The 17,958-nt window shown below is 72.3% G+C and carries 15 protein-coding genes; 10 read left to right on the forward strand and 5 right to left on the reverse strand.

Annotated elements, in window-relative coordinates; all coding sequences use genetic code 11:
• Positions 1 to 2,323: DEAD/DEAH box helicase (locus tag ACZ5NH_RS14595; RefSeq protein WP_468775491.1), on the reverse strand; the 2,323-nt coding region annotated here is incomplete at its 3' end.
• A gap of 505 nt (positions 2,324 to 2,828) precedes the next feature.
• Between ACZ5NH_RS14595 and ACZ5NH_RS14600 the strand changes: the two genes are divergently transcribed.
• Positions 2,829 to 3,575 (forward strand): ferritin-like fold-containing protein, encoded by a 747-nt coding sequence (locus ACZ5NH_RS14600; protein ID WP_388620524.1) that lies wholly within the window; start codon positions 2,829 to 2,831, stop codon positions 3,573 to 3,575.
• A 170-nt stretch (positions 3,576 to 3,745) separates the two neighbouring features.
• On the opposite strand, the gene ACZ5NH_RS14605 is transcribed toward ACZ5NH_RS14600, so the two are convergent.
• From ACZ5NH_RS14605 to ACZ5NH_RS14620, 4 genes are all read right to left on the reverse strand, one after another.
• The gene (locus tag ACZ5NH_RS14605) at positions 3,746 to 4,015 is read right to left on the reverse strand and encodes a hypothetical protein (RefSeq protein WP_388620527.1); all 270 of its coding nucleotides are present in this window, start codon (positions 4,013 to 4,015) and stop codon (positions 3,746 to 3,748) included.
• A 170-nt stretch (positions 4,016 to 4,185) separates the two neighbouring features.
• Positions 4,186 to 4,413, reverse strand: coding sequence for a DUF3107 domain-containing protein (locus ACZ5NH_RS14610; protein ID WP_388620530.1), 228 nt, complete (start codon positions 4,411 to 4,413; stop codon positions 4,186 to 4,188).
• Positions 4,414 to 4,547: 134 nt separating this feature from the next.
• Positions 4,548 to 5,189 (reverse strand): TetR/AcrR family transcriptional regulator, encoded by a 642-nt coding sequence (locus ACZ5NH_RS14615; protein ID WP_132853227.1) that lies wholly within the window; start codon positions 5,187 to 5,189, stop codon positions 4,548 to 4,550.
• Positions 5,190 to 5,366: 177 nt separating this feature from the next.
• Entirely contained in the window at positions 5,367 to 5,591 is a 225-nt protein-coding gene (locus ACZ5NH_RS14620) for a hypothetical protein (protein ID WP_468775232.1), read from the reverse strand.
• A gap of 267 nt (positions 5,592 to 5,858) precedes the next feature.
• On the opposite strand from ACZ5NH_RS14620, the gene ACZ5NH_RS14625 reads away from it, so the two are divergent.
• The 9 genes from ACZ5NH_RS14625 to ACZ5NH_RS14665 all read left to right on the forward strand — a co-directional run bounded on the left by ACZ5NH_RS14625 (position 5,859) and on the right by ACZ5NH_RS14665 (position 17,866).
• Positions 5,859 to 6,842 carry an alpha/beta fold hydrolase gene (locus ACZ5NH_RS14625; protein WP_468775234.1) on the forward strand — a complete coding sequence of 328 codons (984 nt, stop codon included), beginning with the start codon at positions 5,859 to 5,861 and terminating at the stop codon, positions 6,840 to 6,842.
• 808 nt (positions 6,843 to 7,650) lie between these two features.
• The gene (locus ACZ5NH_RS14630; RefSeq protein ID WP_468775236.1) at positions 7,651 to 8,691 is read left to right on the forward strand and encodes a DUF3152 domain-containing protein; all 1,041 of its coding nucleotides are present in this window, start codon (positions 7,651 to 7,653) and stop codon (positions 8,689 to 8,691) included.
• A 56-nt stretch (positions 8,692 to 8,747) separates the two neighbouring features.
• On the forward strand, positions 8,748 to 8,843 hold the full coding sequence (locus ACZ5NH_RS14635) for an Ms4533A family Cys-rich leader peptide (RefSeq protein ID WP_388620542.1): 96 nt from the start codon (positions 8,748 to 8,750) through the stop codon (positions 8,841 to 8,843).
• Positions 8,844 to 9,012: 169 nt separating this feature from the next.
• Positions 9,013 to 10,731, forward strand: coding sequence for an ABC transporter substrate-binding protein (locus ACZ5NH_RS14640; protein WP_468775238.1), 1,719 nt, complete (start codon positions 9,013 to 9,015; stop codon positions 10,729 to 10,731).
• 4 nt (positions 10,732 to 10,735) lie between these two features.
• Positions 10,736 to 11,770, forward strand: coding sequence for an ABC transporter permease (locus ACZ5NH_RS14645; protein WP_468775242.1), 1,035 nt, complete (start codon positions 10,736 to 10,738; stop codon positions 11,768 to 11,770).
• Positions 11,767 to 12,765, forward strand: a complete 999-nt coding sequence (locus tag ACZ5NH_RS14650; protein ID WP_468775244.1) for an ABC transporter permease — start codon at positions 11,767 to 11,769, stop codon at positions 12,763 to 12,765. Before ACZ5NH_RS14645 ends, ACZ5NH_RS14650 begins: the two co-directional genes overlap by 4 nt.
• Positions 12,762 to 14,354 carry a dipeptide ABC transporter ATP-binding protein gene (locus ACZ5NH_RS14655; RefSeq protein ID WP_468775246.1) on the forward strand — a complete coding sequence of 531 codons (1,593 nt, stop codon included), beginning with the start codon at positions 12,762 to 12,764 and terminating at the stop codon, positions 14,352 to 14,354. The genes ACZ5NH_RS14650 and ACZ5NH_RS14655 overlap by 4 nt, the downstream gene beginning before the upstream one ends.
• A gap of 201 nt (positions 14,355 to 14,555) precedes the next feature.
• Positions 14,556 to 16,253 carry a DUF3492 domain-containing protein gene (locus tag ACZ5NH_RS14660; protein ID WP_468775248.1) on the forward strand — a complete coding sequence of 566 codons (1,698 nt, stop codon included), beginning with the start codon at positions 14,556 to 14,558 and terminating at the stop codon, positions 16,251 to 16,253.
• Positions 16,253 to 17,866 carry a hypothetical protein gene (locus ACZ5NH_RS14665; RefSeq protein ID WP_468775250.1) on the forward strand — a complete coding sequence of 538 codons (1,614 nt, stop codon included), beginning with the start codon at positions 16,253 to 16,255 and terminating at the stop codon, positions 17,864 to 17,866. Before ACZ5NH_RS14660 ends, ACZ5NH_RS14665 begins: the two co-directional genes overlap by 1 nt.
• Positions 17,867 to 17,958: the final 92 nt, after the last annotated feature.

Here is a 17,958-nt window from a genome sequence, read left to right on the forward strand (position 1 = left end):
GGCGGACCTTCGGCGCGGCCGCCTCGGCGTCCCCGTCCGCCTCGGCGACGGCGGCGGCCGTCTTGCGGGTGCGGCGGGGCTTGGCCTCGGCTTCGGCTGCCTCGGTCGTCTCCGGTGCGGCGGCGGCCTTCTTGCGGGTGCGGCGGGGCTTGGCCTCCGCGGCCTCGGCCGTGTCCACCGCGGCTTCGGCGGCGGCAGCCGTCTTGCGGGTCCGGCGGACCTTCGGCGCGGCCGCCTCGGCGTCCCCGTCCGCCTCGGCGACGGCGGCGGCCGTCTTGCGGGTGCGGCGGGGCTTGGCCTCGGCTTCGGGTGCCTCGGTCGTCTCCGGTGCGGCGGCGGCCTTCTTGCGGGTGCGGCGCGGCTTGGCCTCCGCGGCCTCGGCCGTGTCCACGGCGGCCTCGGCCTCCGCGGCCTCCGTCGTCACCGGTGCGGCGGCGGCCTTCTTGCGGGTGCGGCGCGGCTTGGGCTCCGCCTCCGTGTCCGCCGGTGCTGCCTCGGCCGGTGCTGCCTCGGTGACGGCGGCGGCCGTCTTCCGGGTGCGGCGCGGCTTGGCCTCCGTGCCCTCGGCCGTGGCGACGGCCGTCTCGGCGGTGGGCTCGGCCGTCTTGCGCGTACGGCGGCGCGGCTTCGCCTCCGGGGCCTCCACGGGGGCGGCCTCGGCCTGCGGCTCGGCGGCCACAGGTGCCGTCTCCGCCGCCGGCGCGGTGGTCTCGGGCGCCGTCTCGGTCACGGCCGGCTCCGCCGACTTGCGGGTGCGGCGGCGACGCGGCTTCTCCGGAGCCTCCGGGACCTCAGGGGTCTCCAGCCGGGCCGGGCCCTCCGCCGTGTCCACCGACTCGACGGCGGCCTCGGTGGCCGTCACCTGCTGCGCCGGTGCCCCGCCGCGCGTACGGCGACGGCGGCGCAGGGTGCGGGGAGCGCTGGACTCCGTCACGTCGGCGGCCTCCGGGGCGCCCGACTCGGACGCCGGCACCGAGGTGGTCGTGGTGGCGTCGACCGGCGCTCCGCTACGGGTGCGGCGGCGACGGCGCGCCGTACGGTCCGTGGGCTCGCGCTCGGTGGTGCCGGACTCGGGACGGCTGTCACGCTCGCCCCGGCCGCCACGGCCGCGACTGCGTGCGCCACGCCCGCCGGTCTCGCCGAGATCCTCCAGCTCCTCCGCGTCGAGACCCGCTCGGGTCCGCTCCGAGCGCGGCAGGACGCCCTTGGTGCCCGCGGGGATGCCGAGGTCGGAGAACAGGTGCGGGGACGAGGAGTACGTCTCCACCGGGTCGTTGAAGTCCAGCTCCAGCGCCTTGTTGATCAGCTGCCAGCGCGGGATCTCGTCCCAGTCGACGAACGTGATCGCCGTACCCTTGGCGCCCGCGCGGCCCGTGCGGCCGACGCGGTGCAGGTACGTCTTCTCGTCCTCGGGGGTCTGGTAGTTGATGACGTGGGTCACGCCCTCGACGTCGATGCCGCGTGCGGCGACGTCGGTGCAGACCAGGACGTCGACCTTGCCGTTGCGGAAGGCGCGCAGCGCCTGCTCGCGGGCGCCCTGGCCGAGGTCGCCGTGGACCGCGCCGGAGGCGAACCCGCGGCGCTGCAACTGCTCGGCGATGTCGGCGGCCGTGCGCTTGGTGCGACAGAAGATCATCGCCAGTCCGCGGCCCTCGGCCTGCAGGATGCGGGCGACCATCTCCGGCTTGTCCATGGAGTGACCGCGGTAGACGAACTGCTTGATGTTCGCGACCGTCGCGCCCTCGTCGTCCGGCGCGGTGGCGCGGATGTGCGTGGGCCGGGACATGTAGCGGCGCGCGAGGCCGATGACCGCGCCCGGCATGGTCGCCGAGAACAACATGGTCTGGCGCTTGACCGGCAGCATGTCGATGATCTTCTCGACGTCGGGCAGGAAGCCCAGGTCGAGCATCTCGTCGGCCTCGTCGAGGACCAGGCACTTCACGTGCTTGAGGTTCAGCTTCTTCTGGCCCGCGAGGTCGAGCAGCCGGCCCGGAGTGCCGACGACCACGTCGACGCCCTTCTTCAGGGCCTCCACCTGGGGTTCGTAGGCCCGGCCGCCGTAGATCGCCACCACGCGCACGTTACGGACCTTGCCCGCGGTCAGCAGGTCGTTGGTGACCTGGGTGCACAGCTCGCGCGTGGGGACGACGACGAGCGCCTGCGGGGCGTCGGTGAGGGCCTCGGGGGCGGCGCGTCCGGCCTCGACGTCGGCGGGGACGGTGACGCGCTCGAGGAGCGGAAGACCGAAGCCCAGCGTCTTGCCGGTGCCGGTCTTGGCCTGGCCGATGACGTCCGTGCCGGAAAGGGCGACGGGGAGCGTCATCTCCTGGATGGGGAAGGGAGTGATGATGCCGACGGCCTCCAGGGCCTCGGCGGTCTCGGGGAGAATCCCAAGGTCTCGAAACGTCGTAGTCAGGGTCATGCCTCTTCTGTGTGCGCGGCGCGAGGCGAGCGCGGGGGTCATGTGCGACCGTGCCGGGGACGTCGGCCGCCGTACGGGCGAGCCACTCAAGGCAAGCCGTAGGGCACGGGACCTCTGCCGACGCTCTAGCGCTCGTACCGCTGAGGGTGTCCCTCCGGTCGTCGTACGAACTGTTCCGTACGGCCAGGGAGGGCTGTCGGGTCGGAGCCGATCGGGCCACCGACCGGGCATCCTCATGCATGCGGCCTGTTCTGAGACGTCGAACACCGTCGACGCACTCGGGCAGGCGCATTACCACCATACCCCGGATTCGCGCACATGCGATGGCCGATTTGGTCACGTCATGGTCGTCACACTGATCGGCAACGACCTTCCGGTGCCGCGCAAGCGGGCTATTGTGCGCCTCATGACTAGCTCTGACAAGCCTGAGAACGCGTCCGCCGCCTCCGCCGAACCCACCGGTGTCGCCGCCCAGGACTGGGCGCAGGCCTCCGCCGACCCGCAGTACCGCGCCGCCGTCGTGGACCTGCTCGGCGCGCTCGCGTACGGGGAGCTTGCGGCGTTCGAGCGGCTCGCGGAGGACGCGAAGCTCGCGCCGACCCTCGCGGACAAGGCGGAGCTGGCGAAGATGGCCTCGGCCGAGTTCCACCACTTCGAGCGGCTGCGCAACCGGCTGACCGAGATCGGCGAGGAGCCGACGGCGGCGATGGACCCGTTCGTCGCCGCACTCGACGGCTTCCACCGGCAGACCGCGCCCTCGGACTGGCTGGAGGGCCTGGTCAAGGCCTACGTCGGCGACTCGATCGCGAGCGACTTCTACCGGGAGGTCGCCGCCCGTCTGGATTCGGACACGCGCGAACTCGTCCTCGCCGTGCTCGACGACACCGGGCACGCCGGGTTCGCGGTGGAGAAGGTACGGGCCGCCATCGACGCGGACCCGCGGGTCGGGGGCCGACTGGCGCTGTGGGCGCGGCGGCTGATGGGCGAGGCACTGTCACAGTCCCAGCGGGTGGTCGCGGACCGGGACGCGCTGTCCACGATGCTCGTGGGCGGGGTTGCCGACGGGTTCGACCTCGCGGAGGTCGGGAGGATGTTCTCGCGGATCACCGAGGCGCACACGAAGCGGATGGCTGCGCTGGGCCTCGCGGCCTGAGAGCCGGTGCGCTCTGTCCGGTGCTCTCTGTGGGGGTGGGTGCTGTGAGTTGCGCGGCTGCGGCTGGGGTGCGGTTGCCCGCGCCCCGCGGCGGAGCCGCATATCAGACACAGCCCCGCGCCCCTTCGGGGGCGCTGCGCCCTCCGCGTTCCTGACGGCTCGGCTTTTGGCTACGCCGTCAATGATCGTCGGCGCAGGCGGCCCGACGGGCGCAGGAGCAGGGACAGGGATGCCGCGGAGATGATCGCGGCGCCCAGCAGACTCAGCCAGGCGGCACCGGGGCCGAGGGCGGTGTGGGTGACGAAGTCGCCGAAGAGGGCGCCGGCGATGCCCGTGGAGAAGACCATGGGGCGGGCCGGCAGGCGGTGGGACAGACGGTGTGCCGCCGCCCAGGAGAGGATCAGACCGAGCACTGCGGACGCGAGTGCTTCCAGGATCATGTCGGGGTTCCTCCCACGGCCGGCCTGCCCACATGCGGTCGTAGCTGGTCATACCCGTGACCTGCAAAGTGCAATCATCCGCCGTGGAGGAGTTGTGCTCCGACCGTGTGCCCCGCACATGCGGAAGGGCCCGGCGGCACACGGCCGCCGGGCCCTTCTCGTGACGTCGCCTACAGCGCGCCGAAGCCCACCTTGCGCACGGTCGGCTCGCCGATCTCCACGTACGCCAGGCGGTCCGTCGGCACCAGGACCTTGCGGCCCTTCTCGTCCTGGAGGGCCAGCAGCTGCGTCTTTCCGGCCAGCGCGTCACTCACCAGGCGCTCGACCTCCTCGACGCTCTGACCGCTCTCCAGAACGATCTCGCGGGGCGCGTACTGCACGCCGATCTTGACCTCCACGGCTATGTCCCTCCGACGGTCAGTGATGTGCGCGATCTTCCGCGCCGTACCCAGCACACATTAGCCCGGTGAGCGGACCCGTACGCCGCGGGCCGGAACGCCGTCAGCGAACAGCGCACGGGAACAAACGGCCGTCAGTGGTGTTCGGTGCCGTGCAGCGGGAAGCCGGCGATGCCCCGCCAAGCCAGCGAGGTCAGCAGCTGCACCGCCTGGTCGCGCGGCACGCTGCGGTCGCTGTGCAACCAGGAGCGGGCCACCACCTGGGCGAGGCCGCCGAGGCCGGAGGCGAGCAGCATCGACTCCGCGCGCGACAGTCCGGTGTCCTCGGCGATGACGTCGCAGATCGCCTCGGCGCAGTCGTTGGTGACCTTGTCGACGCGCTCGCGGACCGCGGGCTCGTTCGTCAGGTCCGACTCGAAGACCAGCCGGAAGGCGCCGCCGTCGTCCTCGACGTAGGCGAAGTAGGCGTCCATGGTCGCCCGGACCCGCTGCTTGTTGTCGGTTGTCGACGCCAGCGCGTTGCGCACGGACTGGATCAGCGACTCGCAGTGCTGGTCCAGCAGGGCGAGGTAGAGGTCGAGCTTGCCGGGAAAGTGCTGGTAGAGCACCGGCTTGCTCACGCCGGCACGCTCGGCGATGTCGTCCATCGCCGCCGCGTGGTACCCCTGCGCGACGAAAACCTCCTGGGCGGCGCCCAGCAGCTGGTTCCGTCGGGCTCGGCGTGGCAGACGGGTGCCACGCGGGCGTGCCGCCTCAGTTTGCTCGATGGCTGTCACGCCGCCTCCCAAAGTCGTCCATTTCGCGGTGTCAGCCGCGCGGCCATCGTACTTTTCGGTAACCGTGGTGTGCGCGGTGCGAGCGCAGAATTTCACGTACCGGACGGCGGCGAAAGCAGCAGTCGGGCTCCGTGCGAGCTGCAGCGGGCGTCTCGTGCGGCCGCGGGGTCGGCGAGGTCAGCGGTAGTCGTCCTCGTCGAGTGAGACCACACGCGCCTGTTCGACCAGATCGGCCTCGTTCGCGCGGGCCGGATCCACGCCCGTCAGGGGGTCGTCACGGTCCGGCTTGACGTCTGTGTGCTGCTCGGCGGCGTCCACCTCGTTGGCTTCGACGTCGATCTCCGGGACCGCGTCGGCCTCCAGATCCTCGATCGTGTCGGGTTCGGTGGGGTCATAGGCCATGGTGGGCTCCCTTCCTACGAACGTCCCTGGAAACAGCAGGGGCCACATACGGGTGCCCTCTGTACGAGCCTATGAGACGCCGGAACCGGATGCCATGCCGTCTCGCCCGTTTGCAGCGGACCTGTTCGGATCCGGTTCGGATCCGGTTCGGATCCGGTAGGGATCTGGTCGGGATCCGGGTGCGGTGCCGCTTCACCCGTCATTCGCGGGTCGCTCTGTGACGGCGAACACATGAACCACGACGTGATCACCTCGTAACATTGCCGCATGTCTTCGACCGAGTCGCCGTCCGTGCCGGCCGCCAGTGTTCTTCCGAGGGTGGCGCCCGTCCGGGTCGGCGAGGGCGAGCGGCTGCGGTCCGTGGGACTGCCCGGGGTCACCCTGTCGATCCGGTCCCGCCGTCCCGCGCGCGAGGGCCTGCCGCCCGCGCTGTACGTCCACGGGCTCGGCGGTTCCTCGCAGAACTGGTCGGCGCTCATGGCCGAGCTGGACGGCGTCGTCGAGAGCGAGGCGGTCGACCTGCCGGGCTTCGGCGACTCACCGCCCCCGGACGACGGGAACTACTCCGTCACCGGGCACGCGCGTGCGGTGATCCGCTATCTCGACGCGGCCGGCCGCGGCCCGGTGCACCTGTTCGGCAACTCGCTCGGCGGCGCGGTCGCCACGCGCGTGGCCGCCGTACGCCCCGATCTCGTCCGTACGCTCACGCTCGTGTCCCCGGCCCTGCCGGAGCTGCGCATCCAGCGCACCGCGGCGCCGACCGCGCTGCTCGGGGTGCCCGGTGTCGCCGCCCTGTTCACCCGGTTCACCAAGGGGTGGACGGCCGAGCAGCGGGTGCGCGGGGTCCTGGCGCTCTGCTACGGCGACCCCGGGACGGTGTCGCCCGAGGCGTTCCAGCACGCCGTGGAGGAGCTGGAGCGACGGCTGCAACTGCCGTACTTCTGGGACGCGATGGCCCGCTCCGCGCGCGGGATCGTCAACGCCTACACGCTCGGCGGACAGCACGGTCTGTGGCGCCAGGCCGAGCGGGTGCTCGCGCCGACCCTGCTGATCTACGGCGGCCGTGACCAACTGGTCGGCTTCCGCATGGCCCACCGGGCCGCCCGCGCCTTCCGTGACTCGCGCCTGCTGTCCCTGCCGGACGCCGGGCACGTGGCGATGATGGAGTACCCGGGCGTGGTGGCCACGGCGTTCCGGGAACTCCTCGCGGAGACCGGGGACACCGGCACCGACTCGGGCACGGGGAGCTGAGGCCGGCGTGGGACGCCACAGCCGCCGCGGCCCGTCCCCGAAGGGCGACTCCGCGGACATACCCGCCGCCGGGCGGACGACCGGCACCCGAGACGGGCGGCCCCTGCTACCGGGCCAGCGACAGGCACCGACGGCCACCACCGGGTCCCCACCGCGCGGCCCACAGCCCTTCCGGCCCGGCACTCCTACGGGCGGCGCCCAGAACTTCCCCGCCGGCACGCCTGCGCACGGCATGCCGCTGCTTCCCGACGGCACGCCTGCACGCGGGGTTCCGGGGCTTCCCGACGGCACCCGTGCGCAGGGTGTTCGGAGGCTTCCTGACGGCGGTCCAGCGCATGGTGTCCCGGGGTTCCCGGGGGGCGCGCCGGGTCAGGGTGTGCCGCCTCTGCCTGACGGCACTCGGGCACATGGCGTCCCGAGGCTTCCCGACGGCACCCCCGCACGGGGTGTTCGCCGGCTTCCTCACGGCACTCCCGCCGATGGTGTTCCGGGGTTCACGGGCGGCACGCCGGCTCAGGGTGTGCCGCGCCTTCCCGACGGGACGCCCGCGCGCGGTGTGCCGCGCCTTCCCTACGGGACGCCCGCGCGCGGTGTGCCCAGGCTTCCTTATGACACGCCTGCGCCCGGTGTTCCGAGGCTCCCTGACGGCACCCCCGCGCACGGCATGCCGAGGCTTCCCGATGGCACCCCCGCGCACGGTGTCCCCCGTCTTCGCGAAGGCGGTCCGGCTGCTCGTGGTGGGCACCCTCAGCAGCGGGAAGCCGGTGGTGGCTGGGGTGAGTTCGCGGGGGCGGCCGGTCCCGGTGTCGTGGTTCCGCGGCAGCGGCCGGCCGGTCCGGGCGCCGGGGCCGGGCCCCGGCGGGAGTACCTCGACGCCTTCGCCGACGGGCGCGGCGGCGTCGGCCTCGACGACGACATCGACGTCTTCACGCCCCGCACGGGGAAGCCTCGCCCCGCCGAGGGGCACCCGGCCGACGCGCCGGAGGCGGACGCCGGTGACGCACCCCCGGCCGGTCCGCCCGCGCAGCCCTCCGTCGGCCTGCCCGCGCAGCGCCCCGGCGGCAAGGGGCGGGCCTTCACCGGAATCGCGGCGGCCGCCGTCACCACCGTGCTCGCGGTGGTCGTCGCAGGCCAGGTCACCGCGTCGCAGCACCACGGCGGTGGACAGCCGAGCTCCGCCGCCGACCAGGCCCGGGACGCAGGCATCCCCGGCGGTGAGGCCCCGTCCGCCCCGCCCGGCACGGTCACACTGTCGTACGAGCAGAAGATGGACCGGACGTACCCGCTCAGCGCCACGCTGGAGGGCTCCGGGAAGTTCGAGACCGTGCCCGGTTCCGCCAAGGCGCCCGGCAAGGGGCAGAAGTACACCTACCGCGTGGACATCGAGCAGGGACTCGGACTGGACGGCGAACTGTTCGCCGAGGCCGTACAGAAGACCCTGAACGACGACCGCAGTTGGGCCCACGACGGCGCCCGTACCTTCGAGCGGGTCTCCTCCGGGAAGCCCGACTTCGTGATCACGCTGGCCAGCCCCGGTACGACCGCCAAGTGGTGCGCCAAGTCCGGGCTCGACACCACCGAGGACAACGTCTCCTGCGACTCCGCCGCCACCGAACGAGTGATGATCAATGCATACAGGTGGGCCGAGGGCAGCAAGACATATGGGGACAAGATCCACGCCTACCGGCAGATGTTGATCAATCATGAGGTCGGTCACCGGCTCGGCCACGGCCATGTGACGTGCCAGAGGGACGGCGAACTCGCCCCCGTCATGCAGCAGCAGACCAAGTTCCTCGACCATGACGGAATCCACTGTCTGCCCAACCCGTGGCCGTATCCCAGGAGTTGACCGGCGCCACTTACGTCACATTGACATGAGCCGCAGGTTCGTTCATATTTCTGCCCATGTGGTCTAGTCATGCCGCCCGTGAGAGCGCAGCCATCGAGCTGGCGCTCATCGGCGTGACCGCACTCTGCGTGGCCGACATCGACTGTCGCTGACGCCGCCACCCTGGCGTTCGCGTCGCGACCCTTTTTCTCCTTTCACGTCCGTGACTCAGTCACGGATTGAGTCACGGATTTTCGACGACCTGACGCCGGGGCTGACGTCTGCCCGCAATCGTCTCACCCCTTGTCCTTCAGTCTCAGTATTCGAGAGGTCGTCATACCGATGCGTCAACCGTCCGTCATAGCGCGCCGCGTGGCAGCGGCATCCGTCAGCCTGGTCGTGGCAGCGGGCGCCGCCGCCTGCGGCCCGAAGGACAACGATGCCAAGGGCTCCGGTGGCGACTCCACGCCCCACACGGGCGGCACCCTGACGGTGCTGAACTCCGAGCCGCAGACCGACTTCGACCCCGCGCGCCTCTACACCTCCGGCGGCGGAAACGTCCCTTCGCTGGTCTTCCGCACCCTCACCACGCGCAACCGCGAGAGCGGCGCGGCCGGCGCCAAGGTCGTCCCCGACCTCGCCACCGACACCGGGCGCCCCAGCGAGAACGCGACCGTGTGGACGTACACCCTGAAGAAGGGCCTCAAGTACGAGGACGGCACCCCGATCACCTCGGCCGACATCAAGTACGGCATCGAGCGCTCCTTCGCCCCCGAACTCTCCGGCGGTGCTCCCTACTTGAGGGACTGGCTGGTCGGCGCGGCCGACTACCAGGGGCCCTACAAGGACAAGAAGGGGCTCGCGGCGATCGAGACGCCTGACGCGCGGACCATCGTCTTCCACCTGAACAAGCCCGAGGGCGAGTTCCCGTTCCTCGCGACGCAGACGCAGTTCACCCCGGTGCCCAGGAGCAAGGACAACGGCACCAAGTACGAGGAGCACCCGATCTCGTCCGGCCCCTACCGGGTCGTCAAGAACGACAACGACGGCGAGCACCTGGTCCTGGAACGCAACAAGTACTGGTCGACGGCTGTCGACGACGAGCGCAAGGCCTACCCGGACACCATCGACGTCCGCTCCGGACTCGACTCCTCGGTGATCAACCAGCGACTGTCCGCGTCTCAGGGTGCGGACGCCGCCGCGGTCACCACGGACACCAACCTCGGTCCGGCCGAGCTGGCCAAGGTCAGCGGCGACAAGGAACTGGCCGCGCGCGTCGGCACCGGCCACTTCGGCTACACGAACTACATCGCGTTCAACCCGACCGTGAAGCCCTTCGACAACCCCAAGGTGCGGCAGGCGATCGCCTACGCCGTCGACCGCTCCTCGGTGGTCAACGCGGCCGGCGGCAGCGCGCTCGCCGAGCCCGCCACCACCTTCCTGCCGAACCAGAAGTCCTTCGGCTACACGCCGTACGACCCGTTCCCGGCCGGTACGTCCGGGAACCCGGCCAAGGCCAAGGAACTGCTCGCCCAGGCCGGCTACAAGAACGGGCTCACCATCACGCTGACCCACTCCAACGCCAAGGACTTCGAGACCAGCCCGGAGATCGCGACCGCCGTCCAGGACGCGCTCAAGAAGGCCGGCATCACGGTCAAGCTGCAGGGCCTGGAGGACAACGACTACCGGGACACGATCCACAGCGTGAAGACCGAGCCCGGCTTCTTCCTCGCGCACTGGGGTGCCGACTGGCCCTCCGGCGGTCCCTTCCTCGCCCCGATCTTCGACGGCCGGCAGATCGTCAAGGACGGCGCGAACTTCAACACGGGGCTGCTCAACGACAAGTCGGTCAATGCCGAGATTGACGCGATCAACAAGTTGACCGACCTTGACGCCGCCGCCAAGCGGTGGGGCGCACTGGACAAGAGGATCGGCGATCAGGCCCTCGTCGTGCCGCTGTTCCACCCGGTCTACAAGCGTCTGTACGGCAAGGACGTCAAGAACATCGTCATCAGCGACTGGACCGGCGTGCTGGACATCTCCCAGGTCGCGGTGAAGTAGCGCCGTGAGCGAGGCACTCCTCGCCGTCGAGACCGCCGGGACGGAAGCCACCGTCCCGGCGGCCTCGGGGGCCCGTCAGTTCTGGCGGCGGCTGCGCGCGCAGCGCGCCGCCCTGGTCGCCGCGGCCGTCGTCGCGCTGCTCGTCCTGGTCGCGCTCGCCGCGCCGCTGCTCACCGCCCTGGAGGGCCAGGACCCCACCACCTACCACCCGTCCCTGATCGACTCCGCGCGCGGCGGCGTGCCCATCGGCTCCCTCGGCGGCATCGGCGCCGACCACTGGCTGGGCGTCGAACCGCAGACCGGCCGCGACCTGTTCGCCCGCCTGGTCTACGGGGCGCGGGTGTCGCTGGGCGTCGCCTTCGCGGCCACGGTGGTGCAGGTCGCCATCGGGGTCGCGGTCGGCGTGGCCTCCGCGCTCGGCAATCGATGGGTTGATCAACTGTTGAGCCGCGCCACGGACATCATCGTGTCGATGCCCCTCATGATCATGTCGTTGGCACTGCTGGCCATCGTGCCATCCAGTTTTCCGCGGCCGGTCCTGGTCACCCTGGTCATCGGCCTGATCGCCTGGGGCAACATCGCGAAGATCGTGCGGGCCCAGACGCTTTCCCTGAAGGGACTCGACCACGTCTCCGCCGCCCGGCTGAGCGGCTGGGGCGCCTGGCAGGTCGCCCGCCGCGAACTGCTGCCCGGCCTCGCCGCTCCCGTCATCACGTATGCCGCGCTGCTGGTGCCCACGAACATCTCCGTCGAGGCGGCGCTGTCCTTCCTCGGCGTCGGCGTGCAGCCGCCCACCCCGTCCTGGGGACAGATGCTGACCGCCGCGGACGTCTGGTACCAGGCCGCGCCCCAGTACCTGCTGCTGCCGGCCGGCGCCCTGTTCGTCACCGTCCTCGCCCTCACCGTTCTCGGCGACGGCGTACGCACCGCACTCGACCCGCGCGCCGCCTCCCGCCTGCGCGTCGGCACTGGCCGCAAGGACGTCCAGGACGCCCAGGAAACCGAGGGTGCCAAGAGCGACGAGGAGGCAACCGCATGAGCGGCCTCGGCGGCTTTCTGCTGCGCCGCGCCGTCGGCGTAGTGGTCACCCTGCTCGCCATCTCGTTGATCGTCTACGTCGTCTTCTACGTCACCCCCGGCAACGTCGCCCAGATCACCTGCGGCCCGCGCTGCTCACCGGAACAGGTGCGCCAGGTCGCCGAGCAGCTCAGGCTGGGCGACCCCCTCTATCTGCGCTACTGGCACTTCCTGGAAGGGCTCGTCGTCGGCCAGGACTTCTCCACGGGCACATCGGTCGTGCACTGCGCCGCGCCCTGCCTGGGGCAGTCGTACCAGACCGACCAGCAGGTCCTGGACATCATCGTGACCAAGCTGCCGGTCAGTCTGTCGCTGGTCCTCGGCGGCATGGTGGTGTGGCTCGTCCTCGGCGTCGGCACCGGCGTGCTCTCCGCGTGGCGGCGCGGCCGGATCTCCGAGCGCGTGCTGACCGCGATCACCCTCGCGGGCACGGCCACGCCCGTCTTCGTCATCGGCCTGGTGCTGATGATCGTCGTCTGCGGCGAACTGCAGCTGCTGCCCTTCCCGCAGTACGTGAACCTCTCCGACGATCCCGAGCAATGGGCCTGGAACCTGCTGCTGCCCTGGCTCTCGCTCGCCCTGATCGAGGCGGCGGCCTTCGCCCGCCTCACCCGTGCCGCCATGCTGGAGACCCTCGCCGAGGACCACATTCGGACCTTCCGGGCATACGGGGTGTCCGAGCGTTCCATCGTCGGCCGGCACGCCCTGCGCGGCGCCCTGGCGCCCGTGATCGCGCTGAACGCCAACAACGTCGGCTCGGCCGTCGGCGGTGCCGTCCTCACCGAGACCCTCTTCGGGCTGCCCGGCATCGGCCAGGAGCTGGTGCACGCGGTGAAGGTCGTCGACCTGCCGGTGGTCGTGGGCATGGTTCTGGTCATCGGCTTCTTCGTGGTCCTCGCCAACGCCGTCGCGGACGTCCTGTACGCGGTGGCCGACCGACGGGTGGTACTCCAATGAGCCTGGTGGAAGTCACGGATCTGACCGTCGAGTTCGGTTCGCTGCGGGCCGTCGACGGACTCTCCTTCAGCCTCGCGAAGGGGGCCGCGCTGGCCCTGGTCGGCGAGTCGGGCTCCGGCAAGTCCACGGTCGCGGGCGCCCTGCTGGGCCTGCACCGCGGCACCGGAGCCCGGGTCACCGGCTCGGTCCGCGTCGCCGGCACGGACGTACACGCGGCCCCCGACGAGGAGTTGCGGCGGCTGCGCGGCGCCACGGCCGCCATGGTCTTCCAGGACCCGCTGTCCTCGCTGGACCCGTACTACGCGATCGGCGACCAGATCGCCGAGGTCCACCGCGTGCACACGCGCGTGTCGCGCCGCGCCGCACGCGCGCGTGCCGTCGAGGTGCTGGAGCGGGTTGGAATTCCGGACGCGGCACGGCGGTCCCGGTCCCGCCCGCACGAGTTCAGCGGCGGCATGCGCCAGCGCGCCCTCATCGCCATGGCCCTCGCCTGCGAGCCGGAGCTGCTGATCGCCGACGAGCCGACCACCGCGCTCGACGTCACCGTCCAGGCCCAGATCCTCGACCTGCTGCACACACTGCGCGAGGAGACCGGCATGGGCCTGCTGCTCGTCACCCACGACGTGGGCGTCGCCGCCGAGAGCGTGGACGACATCCTCGTCATGCGGCACGGCAGGGTCGTCGAGCACGGCCCGGTCGGCACGGTCCTCGCGGCGCCCGCCGAGACGTACACCCGGGAACTCCTCGACGCCGTACCGCGCGTGGACACCCGCCGCACCGGCTCCCGCGCCTCCGCCGACGTCGTGCTGGAGGCCACCGGGGTGCGGCGCGAGTTCGGGCGTGGCCGGCGGGCGTTCGCGGCCGTGGACGACGTCTCGCTGACCGTCCGCCGCGGCGAGACGCTCGGGGTGGTCGGCGAGAGCGGCAGCGGCAAGACCACGCTCGGCCGGATGCTGGTCGGCCTGCTGGAGCCGACCGCCGGCGCGATCCGCTACGAGGGCCGCCGCCACAAGGGCGTGAACCCGGCCGTCCAGATGGTCTTCCAGGACCCCGTCTCCTCCCTCAACCCGCGTCGCAGCGTGGGCGAGTCCATCGCCGATCCGCTACGCGCGTGTGGCGAACACGACGAGGAGCGCATCCGGGGGCGCGTGACCGAACTGCTGGAGCGTGTCGGGCTCGAAAGGGCGCACTACGACCGCTACCCGCACGAGTTCAGCGGCGGTCAGCGCCAGCGCATCGGCATCGCCCGCGCACTCGCCGCCGACCCCCGCGTCATCGTGTGCGACGAGCCGGTCTCCGCGCTCGACGTCACCACGCAGGCCCAGGTGGTCGAGCTGCTCGGCGAACTCCAGCGGGAACTCGGCCTCGCGCTCGTCTTCATCGCCCATGACCTCGCCGTCGTACGGCAGGTCAGCGACCGGGTCGCGGTGATGCGCCAGGGCCGGCTCGTCGAATACGGGCCCGCCGACGAGGTGTACGACAGCCCGCGGGAGCCGTACACCCGGCAGCTCCTGGCGGCCGTACCGGCGCTCGACCCGGAGCTGGCGGCGCAGCGACGGGCCGCGCGGCGCGAACCGGCCGCGGCGTAACGTTTCGTGCATGACTGATCGCCCTGTGAAGCCTTAGCGCGGCGGAACGCGACCCGCACGCGAAAGTTACGTCCGTTCACCCCTTTTGGTGGCGCGATGGACAACCGTCCGTCGCGCCACCGCCTTGTCCGCTTACGTTCGTCCCGCTGCGAGCCGCCGGGGGAACGGCGGCTCACCGGACAGGAGATCGGGGGTGCACACGTGCGCATCGGACTGCTTACGGAAGGCGGCTACCCGTATGTGAGCGGTGACGCCGGACTCTGGTGCGACCGGCTCGTGCGCGGGCTCGACCAGCACGAGTTCGACATCTACGCGCTCAGCCGCAGCCGGCGCCAGGAGGACGACGGCTGGGTCGCGCTCCCGCCGCAGGTCGGCCGGGTGCGTACGGCGCCGCTGTGGACGGCCGAGGACGACGGGGTCACCTACTCACGGCGCACGCGCCGGCGCTTCACCGAGTGCTACGGCGAACTGGTCGCCGCCATGTGCGCCGGAGCCGACCCGGTCTCCGGGGGCGGATCCACCGACATGGCGGACCGTTTCGGCAGCGCGCTGTACGGACTCGCCGAACTCGCCCGCGAGGAAGGCGGACTGGCCGGCGCCCTGCACTCGGACACCGCCGTACGCACCCTCGAACGCGCCTGTCGCGCCCCCGGCGCGCTGCGCACGGCGCGCGAGGCGCGCGTACCCGATCTGCTCAGCGTCACCGCACACCTCGAACGCGCCCTGCGCCCCCTCTCCCTCGACTGGTACGGCGACGAGGACCTCGGCGCGGCCGACCTCTGCCACGCCGCCGGCGGCGGCCCCGCCGCCCTCCCCGGGCTACTCGCCCGGCACTTCGCCGGCGTACCCCTGCTCGTCACCGAGTACGGCGTGCAGCTCCGCTCGCACTACCTGGCCCTCGGCCCCGACACCGCCGCCCCCGCCGTACGCGCGCTGCTCGCCGCCTTTCACGGTCGGCTCGCCGCCGAGGTCTACCGGCGCGCCGAGGTCCTCACCCCCGGCAACGCCCACGCCCGCCGCTGGCAGGAACGGTGCGGCGCCGACCGGGCCCGGATCCGCACGGTCTACCCCGGCATGGACGCCGGCCATTTCACGGAGGTCGGCGAGACCCCGGACCGCGCCGACCCCGGCACGCTGGTCTGGGTCGGGCGGGTCGAACCCGCCAAGGACCTGATCTCGCTGCTGCACGCCTTCGCCGAAGTCCGCAAGGAGGAGCCCAAGGCGCGCCTCAGGATCGTCGGCGCGCCCTCCGGACCCGAGGGCGCGGCCTACCTCGGTCACTGCCGGGCGCTCGCCGCGCAGCTCTTCCCGGACGAGGCGGAGGGTGTGCACGCCGTCGGCGACAACCCGGTCTCCTTCGAGGAGATCGGCGGCCCGGAGGCGCCCACGCTGCCCGAGGCGTACGCGGCCGGCGCGGTCGTCGTGCTGTCCAGCGTGGTCGAGGGCTTCCCGATCGGCCTGATCGAGGCCATGTTCTGCGGCCGGGCCACGGTGTCCACCGACGTCGGCGCGGTGGTGGAGGTCATCGGGGGCACGGGGCTCGTCGTGCCCCCGCGCAATCCGCGGGCGCTCGCCGAGGCGTGCGTGGCGCTGCTGCGCGACCCCGAGCGCCGTGAGCGCCTGGGCGCCGCCGCGCGCGCCCGCGCGCTCGAACTGTTCACCGTCGAGCAGAACATCGCGGCATTTCACGGCATTTACCTGCAGATCGTATCTCGCTGCCCGGTCCGCAGGTTCGTCCTCGACGAGGGCGGTGACCCCCTGCCGTTCGCCACCCCCGCCGAGTCCCATGTCTCCGGCCGCTGGACCGGCCCCACGGCCCGCGTCCTGCCCCGGACCGCCCCTGGCTGGGCCACGGCCCCACCGGTACGCGCGACACGACTTGCCGCGGAGGGGACGTGATGGGCACACGGGACGACCACACGGGCGGGGACCGCACCGTGTCGGTGGACGAGCAGACCGAACCGGACACGCCGGGAGACCTCGGCTCGCGGGGCACTGAGGTGCGGGGCGGGCTGGGGTGCGCGGATTCGGCCGCCGGGGTGGCGGAGGCGCTGGGCGGGTGGGGCGCGTGGGGCACTGGAGGGTCCGGGGAGACGGGGGGCTCGGGTTCGCCCGCCGGGGTGTCGGGAGCGCCGGGCGGGCTGGGCGCGCCGCTCGGGATGCCCAGTGCTGCTGAACCTTGGGACTCGCGGTCGGGGGAGTGGTTCGAGGCCGAGCGAGCCGATGAGGGAGCCCTGTCCGGCGAGACCTCGTCGGCCCGGTCCGCCGCCGGAACGCCCGCCGCGGGCGCCGTCACCCAGGCGGAATCGGACGACTCGCCGTCGGACAACTCACTCTCGGACAACTCCCGCTCGGACAACTCCCCGTCGGGCAAGGGTGAGTCGGACAAGCGGCGCGTCGCCGCCGCGCCCCGGCGTGGAGCCGCCGACCCCGTGAAAGCCTTGCTGCACCGGCACCGCGAGCTGTGCGAGCGGGCCGTGGACCCGTTGGAGATCGCCGCCGGGCTGGAGGCGCACGGTGTCACCGACCGGACCGCCGCCCGCTTCCGCCACCGCGACGTCTTCTCGCTCGCCGAGGAGCTGTACGCGCGCGTGCCGCGAGGCGGCGAGCAGGGCCCGGAGTCCGAGCCCCTGCCCGTACCGCGTGTGCGCGCGGACTGGATCCTGCTCACCCTCCTGCCCGGCGCCCTCGGCGCGGCCACCGTGGCCGGACTGCGTCTCACCCACGGACAGCCACGCCTGCTCGCCGCTGCCGTCGGCATCCTCGCCGTGGCCTTCGCCACGCGTGCCGCACTGCGCCGCGGCCCCCTCGCCGGACCGCACGGCACGCACGCGTGGCGCACGGCGAAGGCCACGCGTGCGTGGACCCTGTGGCTGCTCGGATACGCCCTCCTGGGCGACGGCCTCCTCCACGCGATCACGACCGGTGGCCCCGATGCCCTGCCCACCGGCGCCCCGGACGGCCCCTGGCCCACGGCCCTGGCGCCAGCCCTGGCCCTTACGCTGGCCTGTGCTCCGGCGGCCTGGTGCGCGCACCTGCTCAGCGCGGGCGCCCGCCGCAGGCTCGCCGGCAGCCGGGGTCTGGAGGACTTCGCAGCCAGCGCCAAACCGTTGCTGTTCGGCATGTTCGTCCTGTTCCTGGGCGCCCTCACCGCCCTGCTCCTGGTGTGCGGCACCCTCCTGCACGAGCCCGTGGCCTACCCGCAGACCCTCGCCCTGGGCGCCCTGCTGCTGCTCGCCCGCGTGCTCACCGTCCACGGCCGCCGGCACGCCCCGGCCGTGGCGCTCGGCGCCGCGGCGGCCGCGGAGGCGGTGCCCCTCGCGCTGCCGCTGGCCGGAAGGCTGCCGGGCTGCGCTGTGCTGGCGACCCCCGTGGGAAACCTCGTCGAGGCCTGGGGTGAGGCCGCAGTCCCGGCCCTCATCTGCGGTACGGCCGCGCTGGCCCTGTTGTGCCATGCCGGCCGGACCCTCACCCAGGCCTCGGCGCACGCGCCCACGGGAGCCCCCGACTGAATCTTCCGCCACCGGCCCGAACCGCCGCCGGCAGCGACCGCACCGCCCCTTTTGAAGGAGAAGACGAGATGACCACCTCCCGACCCGGAGCG

Source organism: Streptomyces sp. NPDC031426, from assembly GCF_055581585.1.

Excerpts from the sequence above, each read along its gene's own strand:
- ACZ5NH_RS14600 (WP_388620524.1), top strand. The coding sequence starts at position 2,829 with ATGACTAGCTCTGACAAGCCTGAGAACGCGTCCGCCGCCTCCGCCGAA.
- ACZ5NH_RS14605 (WP_388620527.1), bottom strand. The coding sequence starts at position 4,015 with ATGATCCTGGAAGCACTCGCGTCCGCAGTGCTCGGTCTGATCCTCTCC.
- ACZ5NH_RS14620 (WP_468775232.1), bottom strand. The coding sequence starts at position 5,591 with ATGGCCTATGACCCCACCGAACCCGACACGATCGAGGATCTGGAGGCC.
- ACZ5NH_RS14625 (WP_468775234.1), top strand. The coding sequence starts at position 5,859 with ATGTCTTCGACCGAGTCGCCGTCCGTGCCGGCCGCCAGTGTTCTTCCG.
- ACZ5NH_RS14635 (WP_388620542.1), top strand. The coding sequence starts at position 8,748 with ATGTGGTCTAGTCATGCCGCCCGTGAGAGCGCAGCCATCGAGCTGGCG.
- ACZ5NH_RS14640 (WP_468775238.1), top strand. The coding sequence starts at position 9,013 with ATGCGTCAACCGTCCGTCATAGCGCGCCGCGTGGCAGCGGCATCCGTC.
- ACZ5NH_RS14650 (WP_468775244.1), top strand. The coding sequence starts at position 11,767 with ATGAGCGGCCTCGGCGGCTTTCTGCTGCGCCGCGCCGTCGGCGTAGTG.
- ACZ5NH_RS14655 (WP_468775246.1), top strand. The coding sequence starts at position 12,762 with ATGAGCCTGGTGGAAGTCACGGATCTGACCGTCGAGTTCGGTTCGCTG.
- ACZ5NH_RS14665 (WP_468775250.1), top strand. The coding sequence starts at position 16,253 with ATGGGCACACGGGACGACCACACGGGCGGGGACCGCACCGTGTCGGTG.